This window comes from Paracoccus sp. UBA889, assembly GCA_002294185.1.
Taxonomy (GTDB): domain Bacteria; phylum Pseudomonadota; class Alphaproteobacteria; order Rhodobacterales; family Rhodobacteraceae; genus Paracoccus.
In genome coordinates this window covers 1-19,386 of the sequence record DBFD01000034.1, presented here as the reverse complement: position 1 = coordinate 19,386, position 19,386 = coordinate 1, and the positions used below count along the sequence as shown (strand labels likewise).

The following is a 19,386-nucleotide window of genomic DNA, read 5'->3' as shown; positions in this document are numbered from 1 at the left end:
GGCCTTCTCCTTGACGGATGCGCCGGGCGGCGCGCGTGACTGACGCGCCGGGCGGCAGAATGGACCCCGCCATGTAGGCGCTGCGGCGCGGCGAATCAAGCGCCCGTTCCCTGCCCTTCGACTTGACCTCCGCTCCGGCCGCGCCTATTGACCGGCTGATTCAAGACAGAGGGTGCCCGCCATGGCTGCAGAACCGACCGCCTGCCTCGTGCTTGCCGACGGGACGATCTTCTACGGTCAGGGCTTCGGCGCAACCGGCGAGGTGCTGGCCGAACTGGTCTTCAATACCGCGATGACCGGCTATCAGGAAATCATGACCGATCCCTCCTATGCCAGCCAGATCATCACCTTCACCTTCCCCCATATCGGCAATACCGGCATCACGCCCGAGGATGACGAGGCCCCTGATCCGGTCGCCAGCGGCATCGTGGTTCGCTGGGATCCGACCGAGCCTTCGAACTGGCGTGCGGCCGGGGACCTGCCGGACTGGATGGCGCGGCGCGGCCGGATCGGTATCGGCGGCGTGGATACCCGCCGCCTGACCCGCGCGATCCGCCGTCAGGGCGCGCCTCATGTCGTGCTGTGCCATGATCCCCGGGGACGTTTCGACATCGAGGCCATGATCGCCAGGGCGCGCGACTGGCCGGGGCTGGTCGGGCTCGATCTGGCCAAGGGGGTCAGTTGTGCGCAAACCTATCGCTGGACGGAAGGCGGTTGGGAATGGGGCAAGGGCTTCGGCACCGCGGCCGAAGACACGCCCTTCAAGGTCGTCGCGCTGGATTACGGCGCCAAGCGCAACATTCTGCGGTCGCTGGTGGCCCATGGCGCGGATGTCACCGTGCTGCCCGCCACCGCGACCGCCGATGAGGTCATGGCCCATGACCCCGAGGGTGTTTTCCTGTCCAACGGTCCCGGCGATCCGGCGGCGACCGGCAGCTATGCGGTGCCGATGATCCAGTCGCTGCTGGAACGCGGCCTGCCGATCTTCGGTATCTGCCTGGGCCATCAGATGCTGGCGCTGGCACTTGGTGCCAGGACCGTCAAGATGAGTCACGGTCATCACGGCGCGAACCACCCCGTGCGCGATGTCGAGACCGGCAGGGTCGAGATCACCTCGATGAACCACGGCTTCGCGGTGGACAGCCAGACGTTGCCGCAGGGCGTGATCGAGACCCATGTCAGCCTGTTCGACGGCAGCAATTGCGGCATCCGCCTCGATGGCCGTCCGGTGTTCTCGGTGCAGTATCACCCCGAGGCGGCGCCGGGTCCGCAGGACAGCCTGTATCTGTTCGACCGCTTCACGCAATCCATGCGGGCGCGCCGCGCCACTTAACCTCTTTTTAACGGCTTTCATGGCACGTCTGGGCGTTCCCGAAAGGAATCGTCCATGGCCGAGCCGCTGATCCAGACCGACCCGTTTCCCGTTCCGGCCCCGAACTTGCCGGAATCACGGCTGACGCTGGCCGATCGCAATCGGAATCCCCTGGGCCAGATATTGCTTGAGGATGGGTCGGTCGATCCGGCCGATCTGCTGAAGGCGGTGGTCATGCGCCAGCGCCAGAATGTGCGTCTGGGCGCGATCCTTCTGGCGCATCGCTGGGTCACGCCGGAGGCGCTGATCCGCGCGCTGTCGCGGCAATGGCGCACCACTGCCGTCGATCCCCGGACGATGCCGGCCGATCCGCGACTGATCGACGCCGCAGGGCCCGAATTCTGTCTGGCCCACGGTATCCTGCCCTGGCGCCGGGTCGGCGGCGTGACCTGGGTAGCCACCGCCCGGCCCGACCTTTTCGATGAGGTGCTGCCGCAATTGCCGCCCGAATTCGGTCGCATCCGGATGTTGCTGTGTACCGAGGATCAGGCCCAGGCCGCGATCCTCGCCACGCGCCGGATCTCGATGATCCGGCGGGCCGAGTTGCGGGTTCCGGCCCATGAGAGCTGCCGCACGCGAGACGAGGCTTTCGCCGGCCGGCTTGCCCTGGGTGTGATGGCCGCGGTGACACTGGGACTGTTCCTGCTGCCGGTCGCGGTGATCGCGATCCTGACCCTGTGGGCGGCGCTGACGCTGATCAGCCAGACGGGGCTCAAGCTGATGTGCTTCTTCTCGGCCTGGAAGCTGCGGGGCGAGGAACTGGAGCGGATGCACGCGATCGCCCTGGGCAAGGAGGCCGCGCCGCAGATGACCGGGCCATTGCCGGTGATTTCGGTCATGGTGCCGCTGTTTCGGGAAAGCGATGTAACGGGCAAGCTGGTTGCGCGGCTGGCGCGGCTGGATTATCCGCGCGAGTTGACCGACATACTGCTGGTCATCGAGGCCAGCGACGATGTCACGAGGAACGCCCTGAAAGGTGCGGCCCTGCCCTTCTGGATCCGGGTGGTCGAGGTGCCGGACGGGCCGATCCAGACCAAGCCGCGGGCGCTGAACTATGCGTTGAACTTCTGCCGCGGCCAGATCGTGGGTATCTGGGACGCCGAGGACCGCCCTGATTCCGATCAACTGCACAAGGTCGCGCGCGGCTTTCACCATGCCGCGCCGGATGTCGCCTGCCTGCAAGGCGCACTGGATTACTACAATCCGCGCAGCAACTGGCTGGCGCGATGCTTTACCGTCGAATATGCGACCTGGTTCCGCGTTCTTCTGCCGGGCCTCGCGCGGTTGGGACTCGTGGTTCCGCTGGGCGGCACGACATTGTTCTTCCGTCGCGACGCGCTGGAGGCCGTGGGCGCCTGGGACGCCTGGAACGTCACCGAGGACGCCGATCTGGGCGTGCGCCTGACACGGCGCGGGTGGCGGACGGAAATTCTGGACACGACCACCGACGAAGAGGCGAATTGCCGCGCGCTTCCCTGGATCAAGCAGCGTTCGCGCTGGCTCAAGGGCTATGCGATGACCTGGGGTGTCCACATGCGCGATCCGCGCGCGCTGTGGCGCGATCTGGGCGGCCGACGTTTCCTGGCCTTCCAAATCCAGTTCTTCGGTTCCCTGTCGCAATATCTGCTGGCCCCGGTCCTGTGGAGCTTCTGGTTGCTGAGCCTTGGCCTGCCGCATCCGTTGCGCGGACCGCTGGAAACGGTCTGGGGCGGACAGGCCGCGATTGCCCTGTTCGGCCTGTTCATTGCCTCCGAAGCAATCGGCATCGCGATCGGTCTCTGGGCCGTGCGGGGCGCCAAGCATCGGCACCTCATGGCCTGGGTGCCGACGCTGCATCTCTATTTTCCGCTGGGATGTCTGGCCGGCTGGAAGGCGATCTACGAGGTTGTGGTCAAGCCCTTCTACTGGGACAAGACCGCGCACGGCATCTTCGACGCGACCGAAACCGCCGAGTCCGCACCGGCATCGCCCGCCAGGGGCACCGTCTCGCTGCCGGTCCTGGGTCAGATCGGCGGACAGAGCCTTGCGGATGTCGCGAACGACCCCGATCGCGCGCCCGTTGCCGCCCTGGTCCCGCATCCCGATCCGGCGGCCGACAGTGATTCGCCGACATGCGCGCCCGATTTGCGGCAGGCCGCGGGCTGAGACCTGCCAAACTGTGCAAGCGCGCGCACGGGGCTATGCGGTCCTTTCCGCACCGTCTACCGGCGGATCGGGCAATTGCGCCTGGATCAGCGTCGCCGCCTGGCCGGTCACTTCGGCCAGTCGCGCCTTCAGCGCCGGCAGATCCGGCTGAGCCGTCTCGCGCAGCAGAAATTCCTGCGCGCCAAGCCCGATCTCGTCCATGTCCAGCGGCCGATCGGTCAGCAGCCGCGCCGAGGCGTTCAACCGCCACAGGAAGCGCCAGACCGAGGTCAGACCATCGGCATCCGCATCCGACAGCAATCCAGCCCGCCTGCCCGCGCGCAGTTGCGCCATCGTGCCCCGCCCCGGATCGCCGGCGCGCAGGGCACAGGATTGCGCCAGAAGATCGATATCTTGCAACCGGCCGGGCCCGATCTTTGCCTCCCAGACACCGTCGGGGGCTTTGGAAGCAAAGATTCGCGTTCGCATCGCTGCCAGATCGGGCATGACCCGACGATCGGTCCCGCGTGCACGCAGAATGCGGATTCTCAGCGTTTCGACACGGTCGTCGAGCCCGGCGGCATCGCGGCCAGCCCGGGCCAGGATCCGCGCGCGCGTCAGGGCAAGATGTTCCCATGTCCAGGCCTCGTCCATCTGGTAGTTCTCGAAGCTCTGGATCGACGTCGCGACCGGCCCCTGCCGCCCCGAGGGGCGCAGCCGCATATCGACCTCGTATAGCCGCCCCTCGGCCGTGGGTGCCGAAATGGCCGTGATCATCGCCTGGGTCAGTCGCGCATAATAGGGTCGCGCGGCGAGCGGACGGGGCCCCTCCGAAGCCTCGGCCCCATCAGCGTCATAGATCACGATCAGATCCAGATCCGAGCCCGCGTTCAGCATTCGCGCGCCCAGCGACCCCATCCCCAGCACGACCGCGCCGCGGCCGGGCGGCGGGCCGTGACGGCGGGCGAAATCCTCGGCGGTGACGGGAAACAGGGCGGCGATGCAGGCTTCGGCCAGATCCGCGTATTGACGGCCCGCCTCATCCGCGTCGATCAGCCCGCGCAGATGATGCACGCCGATGCGGAAATGCCATTCATGCGCCCAGCGCCGGGCTGCGTCCAGCGCCCGCTCGTAGCCGCCATCCGGCCCCGTCAGCGCCGCTTGAACGGTCGCGCCAAGCTGGTCCCGCAAGCCCTGTGCCCCCGGCCAGGGCGCGAAGAAGCTGCCCGCCAGAACCGCGTCCAGCACCGCGGAATGCCGGGCCAGATAGGCAGACAGGCCGGGCGCGGTGCCACAGATATCGACGATCAGATCGATCAGTTGCGGATTGGCCTCGAACAGCGAGAAAAGCTGCACACCCGCCGGCAATCCCGACAGAAAGCTGTCGAACCGCGCCAGCGCCTCTTCCGGATGGCCGGTTCTGGCCATGCGTGTCAGCAATTGCGGTTCGACCCGGCGGAAGATGTGCTGGGCGCGAGCCGAGCGCAGCGCAGGATAGCCCTGCCAGCGATCGATGACGGCGCGCGACCCGGCCGAGATTTCAGGCCGGTCGGGGGCCTCTCCGGGCGCGAAGAAGGCCTCGGTCAATTCGTGAACCCGCGCCAGCCGGGCCTTCAGCCGCGCCGCCCATGCCGCCGGATCGGCCTCGCCCATCAGGGCAGCGATGCGGGCCAATCCTTCGCCATCCCTGGGCAGCGAATGGGTTTGAGCATCGTGGACCATCTGGATGCGATGTTCGATCTCGCGATGCTTGCGGTAGTGGTCGGCCAGCTCGGCGGCCACATCATCCGGCGTCCAGCCCTTCGCCGCCAGGGCCGCCAGGCCGCCCACCGTGTCGCGGCAACGCAGATCGGGGTCGCGGCCCCCGGCGATCAACTGCCGGGTCTGGGTGAAGAATTCGATCTCGCGAATGCCGCCCCGCCCCAACTTCATGTTGTGGCCGGGCACATCCAGCCTGCCGCCCAGGTTCTTGTGATCACGGATCCGCAGGCGCATGTCGTGCGCGTCCTGAATGGCCGCGAAATCCAGGTGCTTGCGCCAGACAAAGGGCCGCAGATCGCGCAGGAAGCGCAGGCCCGCGGCGACATCGCCCGCCGCCGCGCGAGCCTTGATGAAGGCGGCGCGTTCCCAGGTCCGGCCCTCGGCCTCGTAATAGGCCAGCGCGGCGGCGGTCGAGATGCAGACCGGCGTCACCGAAGCGTCGGGACGCAGGCGAAGATCGGTCCGGAAGACATAACCATGTTCGGTCACGTCAGACAGCGTTGCCGCCATCTTGCGGGTGACGCGGATCAGGGCGGCGCGGGCATCGGCCTGATCGGCCTCGGCATAGGCGGTTTCGTCGAACAGCACGATCAGGTCGATGTCCGAGCTGTAGTTCAGCTCGCGCGCGCCGCCCTTGCCCATGGCCAGCGCGAAAACACCGCCGCAATCGGCATTGTTTTCGGGCAGTTTGCCGCGCCCGGCCTCTTGCGCGACATGGACGCGCAGCGCCAGATCGACGGCGCGATCGGCCAGATCGGACAACGCCCCCGTCACCTGTTCCAGCGACCAGACCCCGCCCAGATCGGCCAGCGCGACAAACAATGCCACCCGGCGCTTGGCCCGACGCAGCGCAACCGACAGCGCGGCAGAGTCCAGATCCTCGAAACCCGCCGTCTCGCGTGCGACCACATCATCATCGTCCAGCGCGCCGGCCAGCCATCCGGCCTCTTTCTCGATCAGATCGGCCAGATGCGGACTGCTGCCGGCCGCTCCGGCCACAAGGTCGGACAGCGCGCCCCCGGGATCGAAGATTTCGCGGATGTGACGCGCACGGTCGTCATCGACGGGGATGGGCTGGCGGCTGATGCGTGCAGAGAATTTCATCGCCACAGATTAGGGCCGCCGGACCCGCGGGGGCAATATGGTGCGGCGCGAAGCTGTTAACCCTTTCGATGCTTGGCCTGTCATCGAAACGTTGCTAGGCTTCGCTCCAGTGCAACAATCAGGCGATCCCCGGACGTTTCTCGCGCATGGCAAGCCTTGACCCGTCATCCCGTCGCTGGGGGCGCAACTGATGCGTCATACCGTCCCCCATGCGCCACAATTCTATGTCACGGCCCCGCAGCCGTGCCCCTACCTGCATGGCCGGGCCGAGCGCAAGCTGTTCACCGCCTTGCACGGCGAAAACGCGGCCGAGTTGAACAACGCGCTGTCTCGACAAGGCTTTCGCCGGTCTCAGAACGTCCTTTACCGTCCCAGTTGCGAAAGCTGCGTCGCCTGCATGTCGGCCCGGATCCGGGTCGCGGATTTCGAGCCCTCGCGCACCCAGAGGAGGCTGGCGCGCCGCAACGAGGGGGTGCGGCGGCTGGCGACCAGCGCCTGGGCGACCGAAGAGCAATTCGATCTGTTCCGCAGCTACCTGGACCACCGCCACGCCGATGGCGGCATGGCCGACATGGATATCTTCGAATTCGCCGCCATGATCGAGGAAACGCCGGTCAAGACGCGGGTGATCGAATATCGCTGCGACGGGCGCGAGCCTGTCAGGCTGGCCGCGGGCGACGACCATCTGGCCGCTGTCTGCCTGACCGACGTTCTGGATGACGGTCTGAGCCTGGTCTACAGCTTCTACGATCCGGACCTGAGCAGCGCCAGCCTGGGCACCTATCTGATCCTCGACCATATCGAGATCGCGCGCGCCGCGAAGCTGCCCTATGTCTATCTGGGCTATTGGGTGCCGGGCAGCCGCAAGATGGACTACAAGGCCCGGTTCTCCGCGCTGGAAATCTACAAGGGCGGCGTCTGGCAGGATATCGGCGATCCTGCGGACCATTCGAACGAAGCGCATCCGCTGTCGGTCGATCCGATCGTCGAACAGGTCGCGCGCATCGCGCTGCCGCAATTCGACCGCTGAGCCGGTCAGCGACGAAAGAAAATTACAATTCCCGGCTGCATTGCGTCATTTTCTCCGCCGGATCCCATTGACCCTTTCCGGAAGCGACCATAGTTTGCGCCGACGCGCGGGCTGGATGCTGTGGCCCGCGATGACATATCTGATGGAGTGGAAACGATGTCCCGAACGATGACGGGTGCGAGAATGGTTGTCGAGGCGCTGCGCGATCAGGGCGTTGATACCGTATTCGGCTATCCGGGCGGAGCGGTGCTACCCATCTATGACGAAATTTTCCAGCAGAACGACATCACCCATGTTCTTGTCCGGCACGAACAGGGCGCGGTCCACATGGCCGAAGGCTACGCCCGCTCGACCGGCAAGCCGGGTGTCGTTCTGGTGACATCCGGCCCCGGCGCGACCAATGCCGTGACCGGGCTGACCGATGCCTTGCTGGATTCGATTCCGCTGGTCGTGCTGTCGGGACAGGTTCCGACCTTCCTGATCGGGACGGACGGGTTCCAGGAGGCCGATACGGTCGGCATCACCCGACCCTGCACCAAGCATAACTGGCTTGTGAAGGATACCGCGAAACTGGCCGAGACGATCCACAAGGCATTCCATGTCGCCACGTCCGGCCGTCCGGGTCCGGTGCTGGTGGACATTCCAAAGGATGTTCAGTTCGCCACCGACGATTATGTCGGCCCCAAGCAGCTGGAGCCGTCGAAATACCAGCCCCGGATGAAGGGCGACATCGCCGCGATCACCCGTCTGGTCGAGATGATCGAACAGGCCGAGCGTCCGATCCTCTATACCGGCGGCGGCGTGATCAATTCGGGGCCCGGTGCAAGCCAGCTTCTGCGCGAATTGGCGGATGCGACGGGTTTTCCGGTGACATCGACGCTGATGGGGCTGGGCGCCTATCCGGCCTCGGGCCAGAACTGGATCGGGATGCTGGGGATGCACGGTCTCTACGAGGCCAATCTGGCGATGCATGATTGCGACCTGATGATCAATCTGGGCGCGCGCTTTGACGACCGGATCACCGGCCGCGTGGCCGATTTCAGCCCCGGCTCGGTCAAGGCGCATATCGACATCGACCCCTCCTCGATCAACAAGGTGGTCCATGTCGATCTGCCCATCATCGGCGATGTCGGTCACGTTCTGGAGGATGTGCTGAAGATCTGGAAGTCGCGCGGCCGCAGGACCGACAGAGCGGCGCTTGGCAAATGGTGGGAAAAGATCGAGGGCTGGAAATCGAAGAACTGCCTGTTCTTCCGCAACAGCGACAAGATCATCAAGCCGCAGCACGCGATGCAGCGACTTGAGGCGCTGACCAGGGACCACGATCGCTATGTCACGACCGAGGTCGGACAGCACCAGATGTGGGCCGCGCAATATCTGCATTTCGACGAACCGAACCGCTGGATGACTTCGGGCGGGCTGGGCACGATGGGTTACGGCCTGCCCGCCAGCATCGGCGTCCAGATGGCCCATCCCGAGGCGCTGGTGATCAATGTCGCGGGCGATGCCAGCTGGTTGATGAACATGCAGGAAATGGGCACCGCAGTGCAGTTCCGACTGCCGGTCAAGCAGTTCATCCTGAACAATGAACGCCTGGGCATGGTGCGCCAGTGGCAGCAATTGCTGCATGGCGAACGATACAGCCAGTCATGGTCCGACAGCCTGCCCGATTTCGTGAAACTGGCCGAAGCCTTTGGTTGCAAGGGCGCGCAGGTCCGCGACCCTGCGGATCTGGACGACGCGATCGGGCAGATGATCGAGTATGACGGCCCGTTCATTCTGGATGTCCTGGTCGAGAAACACGAGAATTGTTTCCCGATGATCCCCTCGGGCAAGCCGCATAACGAAATGCTGCTGGGCGATGCCGATACCCAGGATGCGATCCAGTCGCAGGGTGCGGTGCTGGTCTGACATGGCGTCGCGGATCTGCGCCGCTGGCGAATTTCTGCACGGAAGACAAGAGGCAGAGCGATGAACGCGTTGAATATCCAGCAGGGCATGTCCAGCCATTCGGCCTATGACCTGCGCGATCCGAATTCCCAGGTCGAGGAAAGCCACACCCTGTCGGTGCTGGTCGAGAACGAGCCCGGCGTCCTGGCCCGCGTGATCGGGCTGTTCTCGGGGCGCGGCTACAACATCGACAGCCTGACGGTGGCCGAAGTCGATCACAATGGCCACCAATCAAAGATCACGCTGGTCACAAGCGGAACGCCGCAAGTCATCGAACAGATCAAGGCGCAGCTGGGCCGGATCGTGCCGGTTCACGAGGTTCACGACCTGACGGTCGAGGGCGCCTCGGTCGAGCGTGAACTGGGCCTGTTCAAGGTGAAGGGTCAGGGCGACAAGCGCGTCGAGGCGCTGCGAATTGGGGATATCTTCCGCGCCAATGTGGTCGATTCGACGCTGGAAAGCTTTGTCTTCGAACTGGTCGGAACGCCCGCCAAGCTGGATGCTTTCGCCGACCTGATGCGTCCGCTGGGCCTGGTCGATCTGGCCCGGACAGGCGTGGCGGCGTTGTCGCGCGGCGCCTGAAATTCAGCGAGAGGCCCCGATCCGGATCGGAGCGATGTCTTCGGAATCCGCGCGGCTCGGCGCCTGCTGGTTGCTGGCCACGAGTTTCAGACGCGGCGGGGCCGCCTTCGAGGAATGCCGCAACATCTGGGGCAATTGCCTGCAACCCTGTTCGGACACGAGCGAGACATTGCGGGCGTGACGCAAATTTCCCACGATCTCGGTTTCAAGTTCCAGAAGGTCGCCGGGCGAAGGCCACTGACCTGCGGCGATCAGGTTCTGCCGTCCCTGAAGATAAGCCAGAGAGGCGTGATCCTCGCACCAGATCACTGCCTTCTCCCGCTCTGCATTACTCCAGACGACGACCCCGATCATGGGCAAGCTCTCTTTCGTTTTTCCGCGATGACACACGTGGAAGCTGTGACCCGCACACGAAGTTATGTACACGGTTAATGCAATAAAGCAGAAATCCGCCGATAAGCCAGCGTTTTATTGCCTTGTATGGCAGTTTTTTCACTTTTGCGTGCGGGATCGTCACGATTTTCCGCTAGAACTTTGAGCTATAACGGCAATATCTTGGGAAATTTCAGTCAGTTCCCCGGCTTGCGGCGCATTTGCCACACGATCACCCTGCATCGCCAGCATCTGCGCAGACAAATCGCTGGCTACTTTCGCAAAAATACCGGGTGCCAGGCGCGACAAACCCAGCAAGAGGTTCTGCAGCTTGCGCTGCACCTGCCAGTTGTCTGCCCCGTCGCGGGCGATGGGCAGGAACGCATCCTCAAGCAGATTCGATGCGGTCAGTGACGGAATGAAAAGGCGGCGGAATTCGACGACCGGCGCGGTCTCGTCGCGCCAGTTGCTGAGAACCTTGAAAATCTGTTCTGCTGCCAGATTGGCGGTTCCGGGATCGTTCACCGCGGGTGACAAAGCGCGTTGGGCGATTTCGGACAGGACCTGCAAACCGAAGCGCGGGTCCTGGCGAAAATCCCGTCTGTCCCGAATCGTCAGACAGCCGCACAGCTTGTCACGCAAAGACCCGGCCTTGTCGGGATCGGCGGGAAGACCCTCGACATGCAGGGCTGCCGCGGCGGGGTGAATGAAATCGCCCGGCGTCGCCTCCAGATAGATCAGCAGTTCGTTTTCCTCGGCGATCCTGCTCAGCGCCGGAATGTCGCAATGCTGCACATGACCGACGCGGTCCACGAAGATCGGCACGGCCCTTTCCGGCACGGCGCCTCGCAGCGGGTTGGCGCCCAGCCACGGGGCCTCCAGGCGTTTGCAGAAAGCCTCCTCTGCCGTGTGAGAGACGCGGACCAGCGTGTCCCCGACCCGGCCCAGCCGGCCCAGCCGGTCGATCCAGCGCAGCAGCGAGGCGATCACGATCAGGACGACAAGCAGCGTCACAGCGAACAGAATCAGTCGTCCGGACTCTCCGTATATCTCCGTCTTCAGCAGGATGATGCTGACAAGACTGAAGACGAAGGCGCCGATGAAGGTCGCCAGAACCGTCTGGCTGACCGAATCCGAAACCAGCAGAGGCACCGCCCGCGGTGTCGCGGTCCTGCCCGCCGCGGCATAGGCCGCTGTCAGGATCGACAGCGAGAAGGTCGTGACCGCCAGCATCGAGGACGCAAGGATTTGCAGGATCGATTCGATCGCATCGGCACCGATCTTGGCCGGCAGGTCGCCCGGGATCAGCCCCTTCACCGCGAAGCCCGCGACCGCGGTCATCACGCCAAGAACCGCGAAGGCGGTGACGCGAACCCAGACCCGTTGCGACAATTCCTGAAGACGCCAGCGCAGTTGGCCGACCTGTTGTCCCGTTGCCATCCGCGTTATCGCACCCGGCCGCTGGACACGTCGTCCACCGCGCGCCGAACCTGGGCCAGACGCGCGGCGCGGGCGGGATGGGTGCCCAGGACGTGATCGCCCGGGTCGGGAATACGCTCGAAGAACCGGGCGCCGTTGACCGGGTCATAGCCGGCCGCCAGCGAGATGATCGCGCCCAGGTAATCGGCCTGCAGTTCCCAGTTTTTCGAATAATAGCGCGATCCGACCGAGGCGCCGATCCGCTGCGCCGTCTCGATCGCCTGCTGGTTGTTGCCATAGACAGACGCGATGCTGCCCAGGATCACCGCCCCTGCCGCCGCGGCCCCCGACTTGCGGTCGAGATGGTTCAGGATGTGGTGGCTGACCTCGTGCCCGACGACGAAGGCGATCTCGTCGCTATTGCGCGTCGCCGCGATCAGCGACAAGGTGAAGCCGATGATCGGCCGGCCCTGGTCGTCGGTGGTCTGGAAGGCGTTCGGTTCAAGCCCCGGACGGTCATCGACGACGAACTGGAAATCACAGTTGATCGGCTGGGTGCGCCGCTGGCGACATTCTCGTTCGACCGCGGGTTCCATGCGGCGCATGACGCCGACGAAGGTGCGCGCGGCCGACTGGGGCGAGCCGTCGCTGACCAGAACCGGGGCGCGCGGGGTGCCCTGATAGGGCGAGGCCGGGGCGGCCACGGTCGTGGGGGCGGCATTCTGGATCGGCGCGCAGGCCGCCACCCCCAGCAGCAGCCCGCCGCCCAGGACAAGGGCTTTCCAGGAAATCCTCGTGATCGCCATTGCCATCCATGCCCCCTGCCCCGAAGATAAGGACGCGATTGGCCGCGCCTTTTCAGGCAGTTTAGCTTGCTGCCTTGTCCGCTGCAAACCCCGACGCCTTGCCCCGCCGCCCCGATCACGCGAATGTCTGTCCGACCAAAGGAGGCCCCGATGTTCACCATCGAGCACGATTTCGACGCGACCGTCATCACCCTCATCGACGAGGCCGAAGCCGGAGCGCGCCCGCTGAACGAGGATGTCGTGATCCTGACCTTCGACGACCGCGTCGTGCTGGAACAGATGAGTCCGGACGGAAATGATGTCCTGCGCGTCACCCTGTCGATGCAGCAGCTGACGGAATTGCGGCTGGCGCTGAATCTGCCCGAAGGCAATTACCGGATCGAACCCGAAAACAAGGCGTGATCCCGTCCCCTGCCCGGCAGGCCGCGGCACCGGTCGTGAAGTCGAGGCGTATGCGGGATCTGCCGTCGCCGGCTTGCACCGCGCCCGCGCCTTTGTGACAACGGCGCCGGGATCCGTTCCGGGATTCGCTGAAGGAGATGCCGATGGATTACCGCAACGATGCCGCGCTGGATTTTCTGGCCAGCCGCCGCTCGCACCCGCCCAAGCTGCTGAAGACACCCGCGCCCGGCCGGGCCGAGATCCTGCGCCTTCTGGAACTGGCCGCCCGCGCCCCCGATCACGGCAAGCTGGAACCCTGGCGGTTCCTGGTCCTTGAACGAGCGGCGCTGGAAAGGCTGACCCCGATCCTGCGCCAAGCGATCCTGACCGAGGGACAGGATGCCGCGACCGCCGAGAAGGCCGCCTCGGCCTTCGCATCGCCCGTGATCGTGGCGGTGATTTCAGCGCCTGTCAGCAGCGGCAAGGTGCCCGAATGGGAACAGATCCTGTCTGCGGGCGCGGTCTGTCTGGGCCTGCTCAACGCGGCCCTGGCCTCGGGCTGGGGCGCTGCGTGGCTGACGGGTTTCGCGGCACTGGACCAAGGCTTCGCGCGCACCCATCTGGGCCTGAACGAGGACGAGCGGATCGCCGGCCTGATCCATATCGGCACCCGCGGCGACACTCCGCCCGAGCGGCCGCGCCCGGATATCGAGGCCAAGACAAGCTGGCTGGAATGATCGTCCTGCGGTCGCTGATCCTGGCCTGGGGCGATCTGCTGCGGCCGCGAATCCTGTCCCTGGTGGCGATGGGGATCGGGCTGACAATCCTGCTATTCGTGGCGCTTCAGGCGGGCACCTTCTGGCTGATCCGGCTGGTCACGCCCGGATCTTTCGCCTTGCCCTGGCTTGGATCGGTCGATGTCGGAGATGCGCTGTCATGGGGTTCGCTGGCACTGTTTCCGCTGATGGGCTTCTTCCTGATGGCGCCGGTGGCGGCGGGCTTTTCCGGGCTGTTCGCCGATCGGGTGGCCGACGCGGTCGAGGACATCCACTATCCCGCAAGCCGGGGCCGCGCGCTGGATTTTCTGGACGGCATGCTGGAATCGCTGGCGGTGATGGCGGCGGTTCTGGGCGTGGCGATCCTGTCGCTGATGCTGACACCCTTTCTGGGGCCGCTTGCGCCGCTGCTGTTTTATGGCGCGAATGGCTGGCTGCTGGGGCGCGAATTCTTCCAGATGGCCGCGCGCCGGCATCTGGACGCCCCGCTGGCCAGCGACATGCGACGCCGGCACGGGCTGCGCGTAACCCTGGCCGGGGCGCTGGTCGCAGTGGCCTTGACGATCCCGGTGGTCAATATCGGCGTGCCGCTGCTGGCGGCTGCGGCCTTCACCCACCTGTTTCACCTGCTCAGCGCAGGAACCGGTCGAAATTCTGGACATCGGCGCGGGTAAAGCCCCCGCCCAGGATCAGGCTGGCGGTGATCGCCCAAAGGATCGTGGTGATCGCCGTTACCACAATCAGCTTGCGCTTCCACGGCGTGCCGACCGGCGCGCCCGCCGGCGTGCCCGGAACGATCTGGCCCACGTCCTGCTGGGATTTCTGACCGATCGGCATGACCACGAACAGCGTCAGGAACCAATAGATGAAATAGAGGATGATCCCCGCGGTCAGGTTCATCAGATCTGCTCCAGTTCGATCAGGCAGCCGTTGAAATCCTTCGGGTGCAGGAACAGCACCGGCTTGCCGTGGGCACCGATCCGGGGCTCGCCACTGCCCAGCACACGGGCACCCTCGGCCTTCAGGCGGTCGCGGGCGGCCAGGATATCCTCGACCTCGAAACACATGTGATGGATCCCGCCCGACGGGTTCTTGTCCAGAAATCCCCTGATCGGGCTGTCCTCGCCCAGCGGGCAGAGCAGTTCGATCTTGGTGTTGGGCACCTCCACGAAAATGACGGTGACGCCGTGATCGGGCTCGTCCTGCGGCGCGCCGACCTTCGCGCCCAGCCTGTCTTCGTATTGCGCCGCCGCCGCAGCCAGATCGGGCACCGCGATGGCCACATGATTGAGACGTCCGATCATCTGGAACCTCCGTTTGCGGCATGTTCTAGGGGTTTCAGCGCGCGAGCGAAAGGAAAACCGGGCCGCGTTAACGGCTTCTTAGCGAATCGCGGTTTATCTGAACCCATCAGACGACATGAGTGGGGAAACAGCCATGCTGACAGAAGTCGGAACCGAAGCGGGGGCCCTGCCATTGTGGCAAACGTCGCTGCCAGGGCGTCCACTGACCGGCCTTACGGTGCTCGTGGTCGAGGATTCGCGATATGCAAGCGAGGCGGTGCGTCTGCTATGCCTGCGCTCGGGCGCACGGATCAGGCGCGCCGATTGCCTGCGTTCAGCGGCGCGCCATCTTCAGACCTACCGGCCGGCGGTGGTGATCGTCGATCTGGGTCTGCCCGACGGCGATGGCTCGGGGCTGATCCGCCAGATCGCGGCAACCGAACCGCGTGTGCCGGTGGTCCTGGGCATGTCGGGCGATCCGGATGCGCGCGATGCGGCGATGAATGCGGGGGCCGACGGCTTTCTGCCCAAACCCGTCGAAAGCCTGGCCGTATTTCAGCAGGCGATCCTTTCGGCGCTTCCGGCTCAGACACAGGGTTTCGGGCCCCGCGTCCTGCCCGACGACGTGATCCATCCCGATGCCTCCGGGCTGCGCGACGATCTGGCCCATGTCGCCGAGATCCTGTCGAACGCACGAGAGACGGCCGAGATCGACTATATCGCCCGCTTCCTGGCGGGCGTGGCCCGTTCAGCCCACGATTCCGATCTGGAAAACGCGGCGGCGGCGTTGGCTCGCGATCATCAGGCGGGGCGCGCGCTGGCCACCGACCTGGCCCGGATCAGCGGCATGGTTCAGGATCGGCTGGCGAACGTGGCCGAAATGTAGCGTCCCGGGTAGATGCGGGTCGGCCGGGCAAGGCGGCGCCGGTCAGCCGCGACAAGCTTTGCCGCTGGCGACCCTTGGCGTCGAAATTGCCGGGCGACAACCAGATGTCATAAGCGTCGCGCAGCGCCGGCCAGTCGCGATCGATGATCGCGAACCAGGCCGTGTCGCGATTGCGGCCCTTCACGATCATGTGCTGGCGAAAGACCCCCTCGAAGGCAAAGCCCAGACGATGCGCAGCGCGTCGCGAGGGCGCGTTCAACGCATCGCATTTCCATTCGACACGGCGATAGCCGGCCTCGAATGCCCAGCGGATCATCGCCATCAGCGCGGCGCTGCCCGCGCGCGAGCCTTGAAGCACCGGCGACAGGACAATGAAGCCGATCTCGATCACGCCCGAAAAACGGTCGATGCGCATGAAAGCGGCCTGTCCCCTGGCCTGCCCGTCTTCCGGCGTCACCAATGCAAGGAAAACCGGGTCGGGCTTGTCCGCCACCGCCGCGATCCAGTCCCACAGCGCCTCGCGGCTGGGATGCGGCCCGTCCGGAATGTAGTCCCACAGCCCGTCATGGCCGCGATAGGCGTCAAACAGCGCATCCGCGTGACCGGATGACAGGGGCTCCAGCCGAACCCAGCCCGCATCGATCATTCGCGCGGCCGGCGCCGCCGGCGGCGTGAAATCCCCGACCTCCGGCCCCCGGGGACTGCCGGTCGCGGCATTCCGTCTGGCTGTCGTCATCGGTTCTGCCCCTGTCCTGATCGCTCAGGCCAGAATGCGCGGATTTTCCGCCATGTCGAGATCGGGAAAGACCACCCGCTCCAGTGTGTCGCGCGGAATCGCGAAAAGATCGCGCATCGCCCAGGCGGCATAAGCGCGGATGTCCCGCATCGGCATCAGGTCGCGGCCGGCATAGAGATCGCCCTCGGCCAGCCCGGGCCAGGCGCCGATCATGCGCCCGCCGCGAATCGCGCCCCCGGCCATCAGCATGGTGCCGCCGGTGCCGTGATCCGTCCCGCCAGAGCCGTTTTCCCGCGCGGTGCGACCGAATTCGGTCATGGCCAGCACCGTCGTGCGCGCCCAGTTCCGGCCCAGATCGGTCTTCAGCGTCAGGATTACCGCTGCCAGTCTTTCGAAGGCGCGGCCAAGCGTTCTGGCCTGGCTCGCATGGCTGTCCCAGCCGGGCAGGGAAAACGTCGCGATCCGGGTTTCCTCGTTCAGCCGCGCGGCGGCGAAAGAGGCAATCCCGCTTGCATCGCGCTGCGGGCGGCCGGTCCCCTGCGCCGGCGTCAGATCCTCTGCCGCGATCTCGATCGCTTCCTCGGCGGCGGCGTGAAAAAGCGGGTCATCCTCGTAGATGCGCCGCAACAGCAACTCGGCCTGCGGGCTGATCCGCAGCCTGACCTGCGGCGCCCAGCTTTTGGCCGGGGCGCTGCCCGACAGGATCCGCATCTCTTCGGTGCCGATGGAATAGGCGGTCCGCGATTGCGCGCCCGGCATGTTCTGCAGCAGCCGGTTCAGCCAGCCATCCCTCTGATCGCCGGGCGCCAGATCGGTGCCGGTGCCCGCCTCCAGAATATCCTGGCCGTCGAAATGGCTGCGCTTGTCGCGATAGGGTGTCGAGACCGCCGGCGCGAATGCCAGTTCGCCGGCCTTCCACAGGGGCAGCAATGTTCCCAACGATGGATGCAGCGCGAAATAGCCGTCCAGATCATGCGCGCCCTGTTCCGGACCGATGGAAATGGAGCTGCGCAGGCCGCGCAGATTCGCATCGCCATAGGGCTGGAACGCGTCCAGCCCGTCCATCGCCCCGCGCAGGATGATGACGACAAGGCGGTTCTCGCCAGGGGTCGAGGCAAAGGTCATGCTTGACATCCAGGGATGCGCCGCTGCCGAACAGCCGATCACGGCCGCGGATTTCAGGAACAATCGCCGGCTTGGCATGACCCTATCTCCTGTTGAAATCGGCCGAAGACAGCGCGATCACGATGGCATCGCGCACCGATTCGGCGCGCGGCACCGCCCATTTCAGCGGCTCGGACGCGGTATCGCCGAAGGCCGCTGCCAGAAATTCCCGCGGCTCGGGCCTGACACGGTGCAGACGGGGCAGAACCTGCGCGCTCCAGTGGATCCGGGCGGCCAGCCCCTGCGGCGTGATCCAGGAATGGGCCGCCTCTGGCCAGCCGTCCGGGCCGCGCGGCGCGCCCCAGTTCTGCCCCATCAGGGCCATCGGCCTGATGATGCCACGCTGGAAGACGCCGGGCTTCATGTCCAGCAATTGCCGGCCAGTGAACCCCAGGCTTCGCAGGGCCGCGATCACGAAATCATAGGGTTGACGCGCCTTTTCGCGAAATCGCGCGGCCAGTTCCGGTGCCTGGGCCAGCGCCGCGTTGACCACCGCCAGATCGCCGCCGCTTTCGGAATAGGTCGCCGCCAGCCGGTCCACCAGCCCCTGCGGCGGATCGTCCGAGACGAAATGCACGACGAGCTTACGCGCCAGGTGTCGCGCGGTCTCGGGACGCGCGGCCAGATCCGTGATCACCGCGCGAATATCGTCCAGCGAGGCGGGGCCTTTGTCGCCGTAGCGGCGCCCCAGGACGGTTTCGGGCCCCGGCTCGGCGCGGGTGGCATCGAAAATGCCGCGGTCACGATGATAGCGCAGCCCGGTCAGCAACTCGGCCAGTTGCCGGACATCGGCCTGCGTGTAGTCCGCACCGACGCCGAGGCTGTGCAGTTCGATCATCTCGCGGGCGAGGTTTTCGTTCAGACCGCCGCCCCGCTTTCGGGCGAAACGGGAATTCGGCCCGACAGAACCCTGCTGGCTGAGATACAGCAGCATCGCGGGATGCGTCTCGGCGGCGAACATCATATCGGCAAAGCTTCCGCCCAGATGGGGGCGGATCGCCTCATCCACCAGGGAAACGCCCAGAAGCCGCCGTTCACTGTTGCCGCCGCGAACGGTGAAGTGATCCGACCAGAACCGGACCAGCCGTTCGCCGAACCCCGCCGGGGCGTCCAGTGCGCGCGCCATTTCGCGGCGCTGCGCCAGCGCGATCATCCGGTCCGAGAGCGCGCCGATGTCGTCGGCTTGTGCGCGGGCCTTGCGGTCACCGGCCTTGGCACGCCGACGCAAGCGCACCAGATCGCGCTGCATCGCGGAAATCGACGCCACGCTGATCGCGTCGGCGTCCGGTCCCGCCCCGGCGACCGAGGCCAGAACCTGCGCCGGATCCACCGGCGCCGCCATCAGCGGCGACAGACCATAGCCCAGCCGGATCGCGGCAAGTTCGGGATAGGCGATCATTCACATCCCCTGCAAAAGCACGGCCCGCCGCAGGCAGGACTGCCCCTGGCGCGGATCGTGGCACAGCAGGCGCGGGGTGTCAGATCACTCTTTTGGCAAGACCCGCAGACGCAGGTCGCGAAGCTGGTCGTTCGCGGGTTCGGAGGGCGCACCCATCATCAGGTCTTCCGCGCGCTGGTTCATCGGGAACATGATGACCTCGCGGATATTCTGCTCATCCGCCAGCAGCATCACGATCCGG

18 protein-coding genes are annotated in these 19,386 nt (G+C 65.6%); 9 read left to right on the top strand and 9 right to left on the bottom strand.

The annotated features are described in order from the left end of the window. Positions 1–181: 181 nt before the first annotated feature. Positions 182–1,333 (top strand): glutamine-hydrolyzing carbamoyl-phosphate synthase small subunit, encoded by a 1,152-nt coding sequence (carA, locus tag B4L36_RS05980; protein ID WP_292953818.1) that lies wholly within the window; start codon positions 182–184, stop codon positions 1,331–1,333. Positions 1,334–1,387: 54 nt separating this feature from the next. Beyond that, complete coding sequence (locus B4L36_RS05975; RefSeq protein ID WP_292953815.1) at positions 1,388–3,517, top strand: glycosyltransferase; 2,130 nt, start codon at positions 1,388–1,390, stop codon at positions 3,515–3,517. A 33-nt stretch (positions 3,518–3,550) separates the two neighbouring features. On the opposite strand, the gene B4L36_RS05970 is transcribed toward B4L36_RS05975, so the two are convergent. Beyond that, positions 3,551–6,361, bottom strand: coding sequence for a glutamine-synthetase adenylyltransferase (locus B4L36_RS05970; protein ID WP_292953812.1), 2,811 nt, complete (start codon positions 6,359–6,361; stop codon positions 3,551–3,553). Between the two features lie 190 nt (positions 6,362–6,551). Between B4L36_RS05970 and B4L36_RS05965 the strand changes: the two genes are divergently transcribed. From B4L36_RS05965 to ilvN, 3 genes are all read left to right on the top strand, one after another. After that, entirely contained in the window at positions 6,552–7,391 is an 840-nt protein-coding gene (locus B4L36_RS05965) for an arginyltransferase (protein ID WP_292953809.1), read from the top strand. Between the two features lie 156 nt (positions 7,392–7,547). After that, a complete protein-coding gene (locus tag B4L36_RS05960; RefSeq protein ID WP_292953806.1) occupies positions 7,548–9,302 on the top strand; it encodes an acetolactate synthase 3 large subunit in 1,755 nt (584 codons plus the stop codon). 60 nt (positions 9,303–9,362) lie between these two features. Next, a complete protein-coding gene (gene ilvN, locus B4L36_RS05955) occupies positions 9,363–9,923 on the top strand; it encodes an acetolactate synthase small subunit (RefSeq protein WP_292953803.1) in 561 nt (186 codons plus the stop codon). A gap of 3 nt (positions 9,924–9,926) precedes the next feature. Here ilvN and B4L36_RS05950 read toward each other — a convergent pair whose 3' ends face one another. The 3 genes from B4L36_RS05950 to B4L36_RS05940 form a co-directional block, all read right to left on the bottom strand. Continuing rightward, entirely contained in the window at positions 9,927–10,277 is a 351-nt protein-coding gene (locus B4L36_RS05950; RefSeq protein WP_292953801.1) for a hypothetical protein, read from the bottom strand. A 159-nt stretch (positions 10,278–10,436) separates the two neighbouring features. After that, entirely contained in the window at positions 10,437–11,735 is a 1,299-nt protein-coding gene (locus B4L36_RS05945) for a DUF2254 domain-containing protein (protein WP_292953798.1), read from the bottom strand. 5 nt (positions 11,736–11,740) lie between these two features. Further along, positions 11,741–12,526 (bottom strand): M48 family metalloprotease, encoded by a 786-nt coding sequence (locus B4L36_RS05940; protein ID WP_292953795.1) that lies wholly within the window; start codon positions 12,524–12,526, stop codon positions 11,741–11,743. A gap of 144 nt (positions 12,527–12,670) precedes the next feature. Here B4L36_RS05940 and B4L36_RS05935 point away from each other — a divergent pair, with 144 nt between their 5' ends. The 3 genes from B4L36_RS05935 (at position 12,671) to B4L36_RS05925 (ending at position 14,351) form a co-directional block, all read left to right on the top strand. Beyond that, positions 12,671–12,922, top strand: a complete 252-nt coding sequence (locus B4L36_RS05935; RefSeq protein WP_292953792.1) for a hypothetical protein — start codon at positions 12,671–12,673, stop codon at positions 12,920–12,922. Between the two features lie 143 nt (positions 12,923–13,065). After that, the gene (locus tag B4L36_RS05930) at positions 13,066–13,638 is read left to right on the top strand and encodes a nitroreductase family protein (protein WP_292953789.1); all 573 of its coding nucleotides are present in this window, start codon (positions 13,066–13,068) and stop codon (positions 13,636–13,638) included. Next, a complete protein-coding gene (locus B4L36_RS05925; protein ID WP_292953786.1) occupies positions 13,635–14,351 on the top strand; it encodes an EI24 domain-containing protein in 717 nt (238 codons plus the stop codon). Before B4L36_RS05930 ends, B4L36_RS05925 begins: the two co-directional genes overlap by 4 nt. Here B4L36_RS05925 and B4L36_RS05920 read toward each other — a convergent pair. Together B4L36_RS05920 and mce are read right to left on the bottom strand one after the other, a co-directional pair. Next, complete coding sequence (locus B4L36_RS05920) at positions 14,308–14,577, bottom strand: DUF1467 family protein (protein WP_292953783.1); 270 nt, start codon at positions 14,575–14,577, stop codon at positions 14,308–14,310. The genes B4L36_RS05925 and B4L36_RS05920 overlap by 44 nt on opposite strands. After that, positions 14,577–14,981, bottom strand: coding sequence for a methylmalonyl-CoA epimerase (mce, locus tag B4L36_RS05915; RefSeq protein WP_292953780.1), 405 nt, complete (start codon positions 14,979–14,981; stop codon positions 14,577–14,579). The genes B4L36_RS05920 and mce overlap by 1 nt, the downstream gene beginning before the upstream one ends. A gap of 133 nt (positions 14,982–15,114) precedes the next feature. Here mce and B4L36_RS05910 point away from each other — a divergent pair, with 133 nt between their 5' ends. Next, complete coding sequence (locus B4L36_RS05910; protein WP_292953777.1) at positions 15,115–15,846, top strand: response regulator; 732 nt, start codon at positions 15,115–15,117, stop codon at positions 15,844–15,846. Here the strand turns inward: B4L36_RS05910 and B4L36_RS05905 are convergent. The 3 genes from B4L36_RS05905 to B4L36_RS05895 form a co-directional block, all read right to left on the bottom strand. After that, entirely contained in the window at positions 15,800–16,492 is a 693-nt protein-coding gene (locus B4L36_RS05905) for a GNAT family N-acetyltransferase (RefSeq protein WP_292953774.1), read from the bottom strand. The genes B4L36_RS05910 and B4L36_RS05905 overlap by 47 nt on opposite strands. Before the next feature lie 114 nt (positions 16,493–16,606). After that, positions 16,607–17,785 carry a DUF1501 domain-containing protein gene (locus tag B4L36_RS05900; RefSeq protein ID WP_292953772.1) on the bottom strand — a complete coding sequence of 393 codons (1,179 nt, stop codon included), beginning with the start codon at positions 17,783–17,785 and terminating at the stop codon, positions 16,607–16,609. 4 nt (positions 17,786–17,789) lie between these two features. After that, positions 17,790–19,145 (bottom strand): DUF1800 domain-containing protein, encoded by a 1,356-nt coding sequence (locus B4L36_RS05895; RefSeq protein WP_292953770.1) that lies wholly within the window; start codon positions 19,143–19,145, stop codon positions 17,790–17,792. Positions 19,146–19,386 lie beyond the last annotated feature (241 nt).

Excerpts from the sequence above, each read along its gene's own strand:
- B4L36_RS05975 (WP_292953815.1), top strand. The coding sequence starts at position 1,388 with ATGGCCGAGCCGCTGATCCAGACCGACCCGTTTCCCGTTCCGGCCCCG.
- B4L36_RS05940 (WP_292953795.1), bottom strand. The coding sequence starts at position 12,526 with ATGGCAATGGCGATCACGAGGATTTCCTGGAAAGCCCTTGTCCTGGGC.
- B4L36_RS05900 (WP_292953772.1), bottom strand. The coding sequence starts at position 17,785 with ATGCCAAGCCGGCGATTGTTCCTGAAATCCGCGGCCGTGATCGGCTGT.
- ilvN (WP_292953803.1), top strand. The coding sequence starts at position 9,363 with ATGAACGCGTTGAATATCCAGCAGGGCATGTCCAGCCATTCGGCCTAT.
- B4L36_RS05895 (WP_292953770.1), bottom strand. The coding sequence starts at position 19,145 with ATGATCGCCTATCCCGAACTTGCCGCGATCCGGCTGGGCTATGGTCTG.
- B4L36_RS05950 (WP_292953801.1), bottom strand. The coding sequence starts at position 10,277 with ATGATCGGGGTCGTCGTCTGGAGTAATGCAGAGCGGGAGAAGGCAGTG.
- B4L36_RS05945 (WP_292953798.1), bottom strand. The coding sequence starts at position 11,735 with ATGGCAACGGGACAACAGGTCGGCCAACTGCGCTGGCGTCTTCAGGAA.
- B4L36_RS05920 (WP_292953783.1), bottom strand. The coding sequence starts at position 14,577 with ATGAACCTGACCGCGGGGATCATCCTCTATTTCATCTATTGGTTCCTG.
- B4L36_RS05905 (WP_292953774.1), bottom strand. The coding sequence starts at position 16,492 with ATGATCGATGCGGGCTGGGTTCGGCTGGAGCCCCTGTCATCCGGTCAC.
- B4L36_RS05925 (WP_292953786.1), top strand. The coding sequence starts at position 13,635 with ATGATCGTCCTGCGGTCGCTGATCCTGGCCTGGGGCGATCTGCTGCGG.
- B4L36_RS05965 (WP_292953809.1), top strand. The coding sequence starts at position 6,552 with ATGCGTCATACCGTCCCCCATGCGCCACAATTCTATGTCACGGCCCCG.
- carA (WP_292953818.1), top strand. The coding sequence starts at position 182 with ATGGCTGCAGAACCGACCGCCTGCCTCGTGCTTGCCGACGGGACGATC.
- B4L36_RS05970 (WP_292953812.1), bottom strand. The coding sequence starts at position 6,361 with ATGAAATTCTCTGCACGCATCAGCCGCCAGCCCATCCCCGTCGATGAC.
- B4L36_RS05935 (WP_292953792.1), top strand. The coding sequence starts at position 12,671 with ATGTTCACCATCGAGCACGATTTCGACGCGACCGTCATCACCCTCATC.
- B4L36_RS05910 (WP_292953777.1), top strand. The coding sequence starts at position 15,115 with ATGCTGACAGAAGTCGGAACCGAAGCGGGGGCCCTGCCATTGTGGCAA.
- B4L36_RS05930 (WP_292953789.1), top strand. The coding sequence starts at position 13,066 with ATGGATTACCGCAACGATGCCGCGCTGGATTTTCTGGCCAGCCGCCGC.
- mce (WP_292953780.1), bottom strand. The coding sequence starts at position 14,981 with ATGATCGGACGTCTCAATCATGTGGCCATCGCGGTGCCCGATCTGGCT.
- B4L36_RS05960 (WP_292953806.1), top strand. The coding sequence starts at position 7,548 with ATGTCCCGAACGATGACGGGTGCGAGAATGGTTGTCGAGGCGCTGCGC.